The 12,981-nt window shown below is 71.7% G+C and carries 14 protein-coding genes; 10 read left to right on the top strand and 4 right to left on the bottom strand.

The window, feature by feature from the left end; all coding sequences use genetic code 11:
• Positions 1-103 precede the first annotated feature (103 nt).
• The 6 genes from Pen02_RS29645 (at position 104) to Pen02_RS43080 (ending at position 4,895) form a co-directional block, all read left to right on the top strand.
• On the top strand, positions 104-676 hold the full coding sequence (locus tag Pen02_RS29645; protein WP_203869429.1) for a hypothetical protein: 573 nt from the start codon (positions 104-106) through the stop codon (positions 674-676).
• The gene (locus tag Pen02_RS29640; protein ID WP_203869428.1) at positions 673-1,878 is read left to right on the top strand and encodes an efflux RND transporter periplasmic adaptor subunit; all 1,206 of its coding nucleotides are present in this window, start codon (positions 673-675) and stop codon (positions 1,876-1,878) included. Before Pen02_RS29645 ends, Pen02_RS29640 begins: the two co-directional genes overlap by 4 nt.
• Before the next feature lie 8 nt (positions 1,879-1,886).
• Complete coding sequence (locus tag Pen02_RS29635; protein WP_203869427.1) at positions 1,887-2,642, top strand: ABC transporter ATP-binding protein; 756 nt, start codon at positions 1,887-1,889, stop codon at positions 2,640-2,642.
• On the top strand, positions 2,639-3,853 hold the full coding sequence (locus Pen02_RS29630; protein WP_203869426.1) for an ABC transporter permease: 1,215 nt from the start codon (positions 2,639-2,641) through the stop codon (positions 3,851-3,853). Before Pen02_RS29635 ends, Pen02_RS29630 begins: the two co-directional genes overlap by 4 nt.
• A gap of 205 nt (positions 3,854-4,058) precedes the next feature.
• Positions 4,059-4,487, top strand: coding sequence for a hypothetical protein (locus Pen02_RS29625; RefSeq protein WP_203869425.1), 429 nt, complete (start codon positions 4,059-4,061; stop codon positions 4,485-4,487).
• A 15-nt stretch (positions 4,488-4,502) separates the two neighbouring features.
• A complete protein-coding gene (locus Pen02_RS43080) occupies positions 4,503-4,895 on the top strand; it encodes a DUF4229 domain-containing protein (RefSeq protein ID WP_203869424.1) in 393 nt (130 codons plus the stop codon).
• A 93-nt stretch (positions 4,896-4,988) separates the two neighbouring features.
• On the opposite strand, the gene Pen02_RS29615 is transcribed toward Pen02_RS43080, so the two are convergent.
• Positions 4,989-6,359, bottom strand: a complete 1,371-nt coding sequence (locus Pen02_RS29615) for a C39 family peptidase (protein WP_203869423.1) — start codon at positions 6,357-6,359, stop codon at positions 4,989-4,991.
• Between the two features lie 209 nt (positions 6,360-6,568).
• Here Pen02_RS29615 and Pen02_RS29610 point away from each other — a divergent pair, with 209 nt between their 5' ends.
• Positions 6,569-8,485, top strand: coding sequence for a M14 family metallopeptidase (locus Pen02_RS29610; protein ID WP_203869422.1), 1,917 nt, complete (start codon positions 6,569-6,571; stop codon positions 8,483-8,485).
• 119 nt (positions 8,486-8,604) lie between these two features.
• Here the strand turns inward: Pen02_RS29610 and Pen02_RS29605 are convergent, their stop codons facing one another.
• From Pen02_RS29605 to Pen02_RS29595, 3 genes are all read right to left on the bottom strand, one after another.
• On the bottom strand, positions 8,605-9,861 hold the full coding sequence (locus Pen02_RS29605; protein WP_203869421.1) for a vanadium-dependent haloperoxidase: 1,257 nt from the start codon (positions 9,859-9,861) through the stop codon (positions 8,605-8,607).
• Positions 9,862-9,988: 127 nt separating this feature from the next.
• The gene (locus Pen02_RS29600; RefSeq protein ID WP_203869420.1) at positions 9,989-10,309 is read right to left on the bottom strand and encodes a hypothetical protein; all 321 of its coding nucleotides are present in this window, start codon (positions 10,307-10,309) and stop codon (positions 9,989-9,991) included.
• A 33-nt stretch (positions 10,310-10,342) separates the two neighbouring features.
• Positions 10,343-10,645 (bottom strand): hypothetical protein, encoded by a 303-nt coding sequence (locus Pen02_RS29595; RefSeq protein WP_203869419.1) that lies wholly within the window; start codon positions 10,643-10,645, stop codon positions 10,343-10,345.
• A gap of 189 nt (positions 10,646-10,834) precedes the next feature.
• On the opposite strand from Pen02_RS29595, the gene Pen02_RS29590 reads away from it, so the two are divergent.
• From Pen02_RS29590 to Pen02_RS29580, 3 genes are all read left to right on the top strand, one after another.
• Positions 10,835-11,140: a hypothetical protein gene (locus Pen02_RS29590; RefSeq protein WP_203869418.1), complete on the top strand. Its 306-nt coding sequence runs from the start codon at positions 10,835-10,837 to the stop codon at positions 11,138-11,140.
• An 89-nt stretch (positions 11,141-11,229) separates the two neighbouring features.
• The gene (locus Pen02_RS29585; RefSeq protein WP_203869417.1) at positions 11,230-12,258 is read left to right on the top strand and encodes a hypothetical protein; all 1,029 of its coding nucleotides are present in this window, start codon (positions 11,230-11,232) and stop codon (positions 12,256-12,258) included.
• Between the two features lie 3 nt (positions 12,259-12,261).
• Entirely contained in the window at positions 12,262-12,978 is a 717-nt protein-coding gene (locus Pen02_RS29580) for an amino acid kinase family protein (protein WP_203869416.1), read from the top strand.
• Positions 12,979-12,981: the final 3 nt, after the last annotated feature.

Raw genomic sequence — 12,981 nt, 5'->3', positions numbered from 1 at the left:
CGCCGCCCGGGTTAAAGACGGCCTCAAGAATTCCGCGCATCCCCTGTTGACACCCGGCTCCCGATGCTGGCCCGGACAGTTGTCGAGGGGAAGGAACCAGCGGATGCGGACCACCATCGGCGGCGTACCGGCCGTCGCGCTCTCCCTGCTGATCGGGCTGGCGCTGGCCGGCTGCGGCGACGGCGCCGGCCCGGCTCCGGCCGGTGACGCCCCGGCTCCGGCCTCCGCTGGGGCGGACCCGGGCGCCACGCTGCGGACCGCCGCGCTCGGGTTCAGCTCGTGCATGCGCGAGCGCGGGTACGACGTACCCGATCCGGTTTTCGACGAACGCGGCTTTCCGGGCTTCACCGAACCGGAACTGCGCGGCGACCAGCGGTACGAGGCCGACCGTGCCGAGTGCCGAAAGCCGCTGGACGCGGCGGCGGTGGCAGCCGGTGCGCAGACCAAGGACGAGATGACCGCGCAGTTGCTCGCGTTCGCCCGGTGCATGCGGGAGCGGGGCGTCGACATGCCCGACCCGCCGGCCGACGGCGGAATCCGGATGGACGGGGACCTGCTCTCCGCACCGACCTGGCGGCCGGCCGCCCAGTCCTGCCGGGAACACCTGCCGGCCAAGTACGCCGACCTGGTCGACGGGCTGCCGGCCGGGCCGAAGGGAACGGGGAAGACCAAGTGAGCGCCCCCGCGACGGCACCGCCCGGCGGCCCTCCGGCGGTACCCGACGAGCCGCCGCCGACCCGGGCCGGCGGTCGGCACTGGCCGCGTCGGCTGGCCGGCGTCGCCGGAATCCTGGTACTGGCCGCCACCGGCCTGGTCGGCTACCGGTACGTCGACCGCGAGCCCACCGAGCCCCGCCCGGTCGCGGCGACCCTGCCCACCCGACCGGTGACCCGGTCCGACCTGGTCTCCTCGGTGCAGGTGACCGGCCGGCTCGGCTTCGCCGGCACGTACGAGCTGGTCGGGCAGGCGGCCGGAACGGTGACCTGGGTACCCCGGCCCGGCGACGTGGTCGGGCGCGGGCAACGGATCCTCGGTGTCGACCTGCGCCCGATCCCGCTGCTGTACGGGCCGGTGCCGCTGTACCGGCCGCTCGCCCCGGGCAGCAGCGGCGCCGACGTACGGCAACTGGAGCGGAACCTGGTCGCGCTCGGGCACGCCGATCCGGCCGAGCTGACCGTCGACACCTCCTACACCGAGGCGACCGCCCGGGCGGTACGGCGCTGGCAGCACGACCTCGGGGTGGACGAGACCGGCACGGTGGCGCCCGGCGACGTGCTGACCGCACCCGGCGCGGTCCGGGTCGGCGAGGTGGACCCGCTGATCGGCCAGCGGCTCCAGCCGGGGTCACCGGTGGTCACCGGGACCGGCACCGGCCACAGTGTCCGGCTCGACCTACGGCTGTCGTACCGGCCGCTGGTCCGGGTCGGGCAGGCGGTCCGGGTGCAGTTGCCGACCGGCGGCACCGTCGACGGCACGGTGACCACGCTGGGCAGCACCGTGCAGACCTCGTCCAGCCAGGCCCAGCCCGGCGGTACGGCGGCACAGTCCGGCGGACAGCCGACCGGTTGCCAGGGCAACTCGTGCCCGCAGACGGTACCGGTCGAGGTGCGGATCGACGGCCCGGAGAGCCGACTCGGCGGGGTGTTCGAGGGCACCGTGACGGTCGTCTTTCCGGCACAGACCCGGCGCGGCGTACTCAGTGTGCCGATCGAGGCGCTGACCGTCGGCGCGGACGGGGCGTACGCGGTCGTGCTGGTGGCCCCGGACGGGAGCCGCCGGACGGTGCCGGTCGAGACCGGCATGTTCACCTCGGGCCGGGTCGAGGTCTCCGGGGCCGGGATCGCCGAGGGCGACGCGGTGGAGGTGCCGACGCTGTGATTGGACCGATGGCGACGAGTACCGGCGCGACGAGCGGCGACGCCGTGCTCGAACTGCGCGACGTCTCCCGGCGGTACGGCGAACTGCCCGTACTGCGCGACGTCGACCTGCGGATCGACCGGGGTGAACTGGTGGCCGTGGTCGGCCGGTCCGGCTCCGGCAAGACCACCCTGCTCCAGTTGATGGGCACCCTCGACCGGCCCAGCGGCGGCACCGTGCACGTCGACGGCCGGCACACCGGCCGGATGCGTGACGCGGAGCTGGCGGCGCTGCGGGCGTACCGGATCGGTTTCGTCTTCCAGCAGTTCTTCCTGACCCCGACGCTCTCCGCCGTCGACAACGTCGCGTCCGGCCTGCTCTACACCGGGTTGCCGGCGGCCCGGCGCCGGCAGCGGGCGGTGGCGGCGCTGCACCGGGTCGGCCTGTCCCACCGGCTCCGGCACCGGCCCGGTCAGCTCTCCGGCGGCGAGTGCCAGCGGGTGGCGATCGCCCGCGCGGTCGTCGGCGAACCGGCGGTGGTACTCGCCGACGAGCCGACCGGAAACCTGGACTCGCGCTCCGGTGCGGCCGTGCTGGACCTGCTGCGCGAGCTGAACGCTGACGGCACCACCGTCGTGGTGATCACCCACGACACGGCGTTGGCCGCCGCACTGCCCCGCCGGATCGGCCTGCGCGACGGCCGGATCGTCGCCGACGCCGGCAGCCACCACCCGCCGGAGGACCGGTCGCCCGGGTGGGCCGGGCCGACGGGGGTGATCCGATGACCGGCGGAGGGACGCCGGCCCGGCTGCCCCGGTCCCGGCTGCGGGCGGCCGACGTGCTGCCGCTCGGGCTGCTCGGCATCCGGGGCCGGCCGGCCCGCGCCGCGCTCTCCGGCCTCGGCATCGCGATCGGCATCGCCTGCGTCGTCGCCGTACTCGGGATCTCCGCCTCCAGCCAGGCGGGGCTGCTGGCCCAGATCGACGCGCTCGGCACCAACCTGCTCACCGTGCAGCCCGGCAAGTCCCTCACCGGCGAGGCGGCGCACCTGCCGGCCGAGGCGCCGGCCATGATCGCCCGGTTGCCCGGAGTACGGGCCACCGCGCACGTCGGCCGGGTCGACGGCGGCGTCTACCGGCACGACCGGATGCCGGCCGGCAACAGCGGCGGGATCGCGATCCTGGCGACCAGCCTCAGCCTGCTGGCCACCCTGGAGGTGCCGGTGGTCTCCGGAAGCTGGCTGAACGCCGCCACCGAGCGGTACCCGGCGGTCGTGCTCGGCGCCACCGCCGCGCGCCGACTCGGCGTTCCCGAGGTACGCGGCAGCCCTCGGCTGTTCCTCGCCGGTCAGTGGTTCACCGTGGTCGGGGTACTCGGGCCGGCGGTGCTCGATCCGGGCGTCGACTCGGCGGCACTGGTCGGGGTACCGGTGGCGGTGCAGCGGCTGGGCTTCGACGGGCTGCCGACGAAGATCTACGAACGCTCCGCCGAGCAGGCCGTCGAGACGGTCCGGGAGCGCCTGCCGAAGGTCGCCAACCCGGCCAGCCCGAGCGAGGTGGAGGTGAGCCGGCCGTCCGACGCGCTTGTCGCCCGGGCGGCTGCCGAGGCGGCGTACACCGGGCTGTTCCTGGGGCTCGGCGCGGTGGCGCTGCTGGTCGGCTGCGTCGGGATCGCCAACGTGATGGTGATCGGGGTGCTGGAACGGCGGGGTGAGATCGGGCTCCGCCGGGCGCTGGGCGCGACCCGGGCACACGTACGGCGGCAGTTCCTGACCGAGTCGGTCCTGTTGTCCGTCTCCGGCGGTACGGCGGGCGCCGTGATCGGCGCGGTGATCACGGTCGGCTACGCGGCGACCCGGAACTGGGCGGTGGTGGTACCCGTCGACGCACTCGCCGGTGGGCTGCTCGCCAGCCTGCTCGCCGGAGCCCTCGCCGGGCTCTATCCGGCCGCCCGGGCCGCCCGGATGTCGCCGACCGAGGCGCTCCGGGCCGGGTAGCGCGGCCGGCGTACCCGGGGGTGTCGTCCCGGTCCTTCCGCTGCGGAGGTCGACCGGGACGACGGTCCGGCGCCGGACGGCGTACGGCCCGGCGGGGGATTGCGGGCCCGCTCACGTACCCTCGAATGGTCATGAGCGAGCGGAGCGGGCGATCCAGCCGGATCGGGGCGGCTCCCGCCGGCATGGAGCGCAGCGGAGAGGCGGCATGACCGAGCGGAGCGAGCGGGCGCCCTTCCCGCGACGGGACGACGACGGGCGGATCGTGGTGCTGGCCGACCTGCTCGGCGTGGCCCTGGTCGGGGTGGTCGTCGGAATGGTGGCCCTGCTCGTCTTCGATCTGGGCTTCTCGCTGCTCGGGATGGGCGAGTTCGGCCGGGCGAGCGGATGGCTGGCGGTGATCCTGCCGGCGTGGATCTTCGTCGAGGAGTTCCGCGCCTGGAACTTCGGCCCGGCCCGGGTCGCGGCGGCGCTGGTGGCGGCGGCCGTCGGGATCGCCGCCGGGCTGCTCGCCGCCGGACTGGCCGCCTCGACCCCGCCGCTGGTCTCCGGCGGGCTGGCCGCGGCGGTCTTCACCATGGCGTACGCGTTGGTGTGGTTTGTCGGCGTCCGCTGGCTCGCCGGCCGGACGAACTGATCGGAGATGCAACAGATGAGTCCCGCGGTGAAGTACACGCTGGGCCGGATCGGACTGTTCCTGGCGGTCGCCGTGGCGCTCTGGCCGGTCGAGATGAACCTCTTCCTCAAGCTGATGCTGGCGGTGGCGTTCTCCGCCGCGCTCGCCTTCTTCCTGCTGCGCGGCTGGCGGGACGAGATGGCCCAGCAGCTCGCCGGGGCGGCGGACAAGCGCAGGGCGGAGAAGGAGCGGCTGCGCGCCGCGCTGGCCGGCGACGACAAGCCCACCGCGACCGACAAGCCGACCGCGACGGACAAGCCGGCCGCCGGGACCGACAAGCCGACCGCGACCGACAAGCCGGCTCGGGCCGACAAGCCGGCCGCCGCGCAGAAGTCGACCGCCGTGGAGAAGCCGACCGACCAGGCGTGACGTCGACCGGGTACGACACCGACCCCGCACCCGGACGGCGTTGGCCGGGTACGGGGTCGGTGATCCTCCCCAGTCGGGTCGGTGTGGCCGCGGCTACCAGTTGGTCGAGCCGGCCAGCCTCGGCCAGGGCTTCCACCACGGCTTGACCAGGTACGCGATCCCGCCGGAACCGCCGGAGACCCCGCCGCTGGCGTTGATCCGCTTGGTCCGCAGCCAGATCTGCTCGAACTGGTCCCGCCGGTAGACGTTGCGCACCACGTCGTTGCTGGACGACGCCGGGTCGTTGACGATCACGTCGCCGTCGCGGGTGAAGCCGACCACCACGAAGAGGTGCCCGGAGGTGCCGTAGTTGGCCCCCTCCAACTCCTCGGCCAGGAACGACTGGCTGGTCACCACCGGAATGCCGGCGGCGATGAAGTGCTCCACCTCGTCCAGTGAGTGCAGCCGGGCCACCTTGGCGTCCAGCCCGTACGTGGCGGCGTACGCGGTGTTGAACGGCCAGTTGCCGCAGCCGGAGTACGCGTAGTCGTAGGTCATCCGGGCGGCGTGGTTGACGGCCGGGTCCGGATAGTCGGGGTTGACCCAGGCGGTGTCCTGCGCCGACGGCTTCTTGCCCCAGTACTCCAGCACCATCGTGGTGGAGGTCGGCGAGCACCAGGCCTGGCCGCCGCCGTCGTACTCGGGGTAGTGGCCGGCGTGGATGTTCTGCGAGTAGCGCGGTACCGCCAGTTCCCGGCCCCAGGCGATCCGGCCGGTGCTCGCCGGCACGGTGAACCGGTCCGGCACCAGCGAACTCATCGCGCCGAGCAGCCAGACCCGGGGTGACCGGCGGCTCTCCGGCGCCCGGTAGAGGGTCAGCCGGAGCTGGTACGCCCGCAGCAGCACCCCGGTCGCCACGTCGTCGATCGAGAAGGTGTCGGTCCAGATCGTCGAGTACGGGTCGCCCTGCCGGTTCACCGTGGTACGCCGGATGTCCTGGTCACCGGCGGCCCACCGGCCCATGACGTACCACGGGGTCAGCGCGCCGGTGTTGTAGGTGCCCTGGAGTTCGATCTGGATCCAGGTGCCGGCCGGGGTCTCGGCGTTCCACGAGGCGACGAGTTCGCTGGCGTCGAAGCCGACCGGGGTGACCGGGGAGGTCCAGGTGGCGTACGACCAGGGGCGGGTGGTGCCGGTGTGCGGGTCGGCGTATTCCGTGGTGCCGGCCGGGCGCAGCATGGTGAGCCCGGTCCGTACCCCGGGGAGCGCGACGGTGCCCTGGTGGGTGCCGCGCCGCCAGTCGAGGTAGCCGGAGAACTCCTGCCAGGTGATCTGCTCGTCGTGCGGCGCCGGGCGGGGGCGGCCGGTCGCCGTCTCGGCCCGGGCCGGTGCGCCGGTGCCGAGCAGGGCCAGCGTGGAGAGCCCGGCGAGGGTGAAGGTGCGTCGGCTGATCGGGGTCGGTTTCGGGTTCGGTGAACTGGCCATCGATGCTCCGCGGGGGACGAAGGTCGGGTCCTGCCGACACTATTCCGCTCGGCAGGAACTTTCGCCAGATGTTCAGCCAAAGAAAATCTTTGCCGAGAGAAGGGTCGAACTGGCATTGGACGCGGAGTGATCAATGTTGATATGACCATGGTACGGATGGTGCAGTGTGCACTACCCAGCGGAGTCCTCCCTACCCCCAGGAGGTTTACATGCCCTTCCGCACCGAGAGATCCGGGCCGTCGAACCGGCACCGGATCCGGATCGGCGCGCTTGCCGGCACCCTCGTGCTCGGACTCGTCGTGGCCGGCATCGGCCCGGCGGCCGGCACCGCCAGCGCCAAGCCGGACCGGGCCGAGGCGGAGACCGCCACCAGCGCGGAATACCGGGTGACCGGGCCGCGTACGCTGGCCGACCGCAACGCGGTGGCCGCCACCGGTACCAGCATCGACTACGCCGAGCACGGCGCGCTCTACGTCACCGCCACCCCCGCCGAGGTCAAGGCGATCACCGCGCTCGGCTTCGAGGTGTCGGCCGTACCGGCACCGCCGGACCGGGGCCAGCACCAGCACGACGACGGCGACGTCGGCGTGCTCGACTTCCCGCCGGCCGACTCGGCGTACCACAACTACGCCGAGCTGAACGCGGTGATCAACCAGGTGGTCGCCGACCATCCGAGCATCGCCCGCCGGTCCAGCATGGGCACCTCCTACGAGGGACGCGACCTGCCGGTCATCAAGATCTCCGACAACGTCGGCACTGACGAGAACGAGCCGGAGATCCTGTTCAACTCGCAGCAGCACGCCCGCGAGCACCTGACCGTCGAGATGGCGATCTACCTGCTCAACCTCTTCACCGACAACTACGGCTCGGACTCCCGGATCACCAACATCGTCAACAGCCGGGAGATCTGGATCGTCCCGACCGTCAACCCGGACGGCAGCGAGTACGACATCGCCACCGGCTCGTACCGGTCCTGGCGGAAGAACCGGCAGCCGAACAGCGGCTCGTCGAACGTCGGCACCGACCTGAACCGGAACTGGGGCTACAACTGGGGCTGCTGCGGCGGCTCGTCCGGCACGACCAGCTCGGAGACCTACCGGGGCCCGTCGGCGTTCTCCGCGCCGGAGACCGCCCGGTTCCGCGACTTCGTCAACAGCCGGGTCGTCGGCGGTACCCAGCAGATCAAGGTCAACATCGACTTCCACACGTACTCGCAGCTCGTGCTCTGGCCGTACGGCTACACGACCGCGAACACCGGGCCGGGGCTGAACGCCGACCAGGAGCGGACCTTCCGCACCCTCGGCCAGCAGATGGCGGCCACCAACGGCTACACCCCGGAGCAGTCCAGCGACCTCTACATCACCGACGGGGACAGCCTGGACTGGATGTGGGCCACCCACAACATCTTCGCGTACACCTTCGAGATGTACCCGGGCTCGTCCGGCGGCGGCGGTTTCTACCCGCCCGACGAGGTGATCCCGGCGCAGACGTCCCGCAACCGCGAGGCGGTGCTGATCCTGAGCGAGTACGCCGACTGCCCGTACCGGGTGGTCGGGCTCCAGGGGACGTACTGCGGCACCGGCGGCGGCACCACCGTCTGGTCGGACACCTTCGAGACCGCCACCGGCTGGACGGTCAACCCGGCCGGCACCGACACCGCCACCCTGGGCGCGTGGGAACGGGGGACAGCCCAGGCGACCACCTCCAGCGGCGCCAAGCAACTCGCCCCGTACGCCGGCAGCAACGACCTGGTCACCGGCCGGCTGGCCGGCGCGGCGGCCGGTGACTACGACCTGGACGGTGGGACCACCACCGCCCAGTCACCGGCGATCACGCTGCCCGGCAGCGGCACGTTGACGCTCTCCCTGGCCTGGTACCTGGCGCACGGGTCGAACGCCTCGTCCGCGGACTACTTCCGGGTCAGCGTGGTGCACAGCGGCGGCACCACCCAACTGCTCAACCAGGCCGGTGCGGCCAGCAACCGCAACGGAAGCTGGGCCGTGGCCACCGCCAACCTGTCGGCGTACGCCGGACAGTCGGTACGGCTGCTGGTGCAGGCCGCCGACGCCTCCGGGGCCAGCCTGGTCGAGGCGGCGATCGACAACGTGACGATCACCAGTTCCTGACGGTCGTACGGTCGCGCGTTCTTCCGCCGCCCCCACATGCGGGACGGCGGAAGAACGTCGGCTGTCGACGATCAGCCCAACGCCGGCTGTCGATAATCAGCCCAACGCCGGCTGCACCGTCAGCCGAGCAGTCGGTGGGCGTTGCGCAGCGCGTGTGCGGCGACGTCCCGGCCCAGTTCGACGCCGGCCAGATCGGCGGAGCGGGTGTGGATGCCCGACCAGACCCGGGCGTCGACGTTCTCGTCGGTCAGCGGTCGCCACCGGTCGTAGGTCCGGGTGGCACCCGACTGGCTGGGACTGCCGATGGTGAACGGCTGCCGGGCGCGCGGGCCGACCAGGGCGGTCAGTACCTGCTCGGCGGCGCCGGAGTAGGTGTTGTGGCCGCTCGGGTAGTCCGGATGGGCCGGGGTGGTGTGCAGCGGCGTCCAGGCCGGGTCGTCACCTGCCTGGATCGCGGTCACCGGCCGCCACCGCAGGTACGCGTACTTGGCGTCGGAGGTGGCGATCTGCGTGTCGACCAGGGCCACGTGGAACACGGCCACCAGCCCGGCCCGCCGGGCGGCCGGTTCCCGGGACTGGGCCAGCGCCGCCCGGAGTACCCCGGTGTAGAGGACCAGCGAGGAGCCGAGCCAGAAGGTCGCGGTGTCGGTCTGCGCCTGGGTACGTGCCGTGCTGTCGGCGGCGCCGTAGACCCGTACCTCGGTGAGGTCGGCACGGTAGCGGGCCGAGCCGACGGCCGGCGGCGGACCCGGCCGGTACCGGTCCGCGCGGTCCAGCAGGAACGGCGTGGCGTACCGGTTGCCCGCCTGCTGGCCCGGGGTGAACGTCGGCGGGGTGGGCTGCCAGATGCCGGGCTGCGGCGCGGGCGTCGGGAACGGCGGGTTCACCGACGCCGGGTCGAGCCCGTCGTCGGCCCGTTCGGCGAGCAGCGTGGTCGCCTCGCGCTCGCCGGCCGCGACGCCACGGTCCCTGGCCGCGCCGGCCGGAATCCGGGCCAGGGTGGTCGCCAGTGCGGCGTCCAGCGCCGCCGCGTTCTCCGGGACCAGCGCGCTCAGTCCGGTGTGTACGGCGGAGGCGAGCGCGGCGTCCTGGTAGTCCCCGGCCCGTACCCCGGGGGCGTGCCGCAGCGCGCGGGCGGCGGCGACCCAACTGATCGCCCAGGCCCGGCTGCTGGTGACCTGCGGTCGGGTACCGGTGGCGATGGTGGCGGCGGTGACGTCGTACCACTCCACGGCGGTGTCCACCCGGGGCCCGGCGGTGGCCGGTCCGGCGACGGTCGGGGTGGCGACGGTCGTGCTGGCGAGCAGGGCGGCGGCGGTGGTGACGACGAACAGACGACGACGGGGGAGCCGATGTTTCGGCCAGCTTCGATGCATGGCCGTAACGTAGCCAGCCGGCCCGGCCAAATCCATATCAAACCTATAGACTTAATAGATTTAACGGTACGGCTAGAAAGTGGACAGAACCGCGAACCCGCTGCCGGCAGGATGGCCGCGCCGACGGTCAGCTCGACGGGGGGCAGAGGGCGGAGATGACGATCTCGGTCTTCGGGCCGTCACCGGGGCGAATGGCGGCGGCCCGCAGGTGCACGGAGTCGCCGTACCACTCCGGGGGTTGGGCGACGGCGCCGAGTGCGCGGCACCAGGTCTCCCAGTCGGCGCGGCGCTGCGCGGGATCGGTGGCGCAGCAGCGTCCGATCAGGACGCCGTCGGCGCTGTGCAGGACCCAGGCGATCAGCGGCAGTCGCTCGCGGTTGGCCCGGTCGAGGAGTTCGGTGAGGGTGTGCTGCCAGCCAGCCTGTCGGGTGGTGGTAGTGGTGATCATGCGACCGGTCTCCAGCGTGGAAGCCCCGGGGAATCAGGTGTAGAGGATCTGGATCCGGTCGGACTGACCGTCCGGAGTCTGGATCTTGAGCACGGCTCCCCGGGAAATTTCGTCGTTGAGGAACTTGAAGACCGCGACCGCGCGCCGGACGACCTCGCCGTCCGAGACCCGATGCTGGTCGGCCATTTCTTCGACGCTGGCGGCGGCGCTACCGGTCAACGAGATGCTGATTTTGCTGCGCTCCGGCCGGTTGACCTGCCGAGACGAGGTGCTGGACGAGCGCGAACGACCACGGGTAGCGTCGTTTCCGGGAGTGTCTTCCGCCGCTTGGTTCATGGCTCGGACGCTACGGCATGGGTACTACTTCAGCAAGTAGCAATACCGCATCTGACGGCATGGGTGCTAGGTATTGCGGTTGAGTAACCGCAAACAATGCGCGCTGGGTGTCATGACCGCACCCTTTCGCTATTGTGAGCGCTCCCGGGATCCCGGAACATGGCATGCAACCCCATCGAGGAGCGCGCCGTGGCCGAATACCTACCCAACCCGGAAGGGGAGGAACCGGCTCAGGATCCTGTCGAGAGTCGACCCTCCTATCTCATCTCCAGCCTGCCGGAGGATCTCGCGATCAGTCGGACTCCGGACACGGTCCAGACCCGCAACCGGCTGGCTCTGGTCTGCTATCTCGGATACTGGCTCGTTTCGGTGCTCGTCGTGGTCGGGGGACTGATGGGCAGGTTCGAGGAGCAGTTGGTCGGTGCCGTGGTGGCCGGCCTCGGCGCCTCGGCCGCCGCGGTGGCGTACTTCTACTTCCGCCGCCCGGTCCAGTAGACCCGCCGATGTCCGTCCGACAGTCCGGAGGCGGTGCACCCGCCGCCTCCGGACAGCGCGGAACCCATCCCCTCGGAGCGGAGCTGACGATGTCCGAACTCGACCCGGTCCTGGCGAAGCTGAGCTACGAGCTGATCGAGATGCTCCGGTCGCTCCGCTCCGACGACAACCAGGAACGCTCGTTCAAGCACGTGGCGACGGTCTTCGGCCGGGACGAGCGTACGGTCTCCAAGGCATTGCGCGAGATCGACGAGGCGTTCTGGTCCACCCAGCACGTCCGGATCATCGACCGTCCGCCGGGGCACAAGAACTACCGCCTCACCCCGGCCGGCGAGGTCTTCGTGGACCTTCTCGAACCGATCACCGAGGCGACCCTCGCCGCCATCCGGGCGGCGGCCGCCGCCACCAAGCGGCTGCCGATCCTCTGCACCTCCAACTGCCTCGGCTACCTGCACGACCTCAACGACGCACTGCCGCCCAACCGGGGCTTCGACGTGATCCCGCTGCCCCGGCGTACGGCGGAGATCGAGCTGGCCGCGCTGGGCGGGCACTCCGGCGAGCACATTTGCCTGCTCTCCACGTTGATGTCGACCGAGCAGGAGCCCCGGGTCGGCACGGTGGCACAGTGGAACGACCGGATCGAGGTGATCCCGCTGGAGATCGACGTACCGCGCATGTTGTCGGTCGAGGATCTCGGCTACCGCCGCCCGGTGACGGTGAAAGAGGTCATCGACAACGGCACCACCTTCCTCACCCCGCAGGGCGGCCCCGCCTTCGACTTCCTCAACCGGTGCTACCCGGACTGGCGGAAGCTGCGGCCGTTCCAGTACATCGAGGTGCCGGACCTGGACTACGGGCTGAAGTGCCTGTCCAGTCGACTGGTACGGCAGTCCGCGATGATCGTCCACGGACTCAGCGCGGACTCGCAGAAGCTCGCCTGGTTGAACAAGAGCTTCCACCTGTACGACTTCAACGCCGGATCGCACAACCTGCTCGCGGTGACCGGCATCTTCCGGGCGCGCTCCGAATCGGGGCCGTCGGGCCAGGACGAACCCCTCGACGTGGTGTGGAAGGTTGCTCAGGATCTCTGGTCCGGGCCGAGCGTAAGGGCGGCATGAAACATGGAAGATCTCCGCTACTCCCGCATTGTCGTGAAGATCAGTGGTGAGTCGCTCGGGTCGGGGCAGGCGCTGGACCCGGCCCGGCTGCGCGACGTGGCGCTCTCGCTGGCCGCCGTACACACCATGGGTGTCTCGGTGGTGGCCGTCGTCGGCGGCGGGAACATCTTCCGGGGCGACCGGGGCGCGGCCTGGCAACTGGAACGCGGCCGGGCCGACACCGTGGGCATGCTGGCCACCGGCATCAACGCGATGCTGCTGGAGGGGCTGCTCAACGGGCTCGACGTGCCGACCCGGGTCTTCTCCCGAGGCCCGTGCACCGGCATCGGCCAGCAGTACCGCCGGGACGACGTCGTCGAGGCGCTGGAGTCGGGCGACACCGTACTGCTGGCCGGCGGGATGGGCGTCTCGGGCTTCTCCACCGACGTACCGGCGGTGCACGCGGCGATCGACACCGCCGCCGACGCGGTCGTGATGGTCAAGTTCGGGGTGGACGGGATCTACAGCGCCGACCCGGCCCAGGACCCGGAGGCCGTCTTCCTGCGCGAGGTGACCGCTTCGGCCGCGCTGGAACGCAACCTCCGGGTGATGGACGCGGCAGCGCTCGACCTGGCCCGCCAGTACGGCAAACCCGTGCACGTGGTGCCGGCCAGCGACATGTGGAGCGTGAAGTGCGTCCTCGAAGGCAAGGAGATCGGCTCCCTGCTGCTGCCCTCGTGAGGC

Origin of the sequence: Plantactinospora endophytica, from assembly GCF_016862915.1 — a bacterium.
Taxonomy (GTDB): domain Bacteria; phylum Actinomycetota; class Actinomycetes; order Mycobacteriales; family Micromonosporaceae; genus Plantactinospora; species Plantactinospora endophytica.
This window is presented reverse-complemented; position numbering and strand designations above follow the sequence as displayed.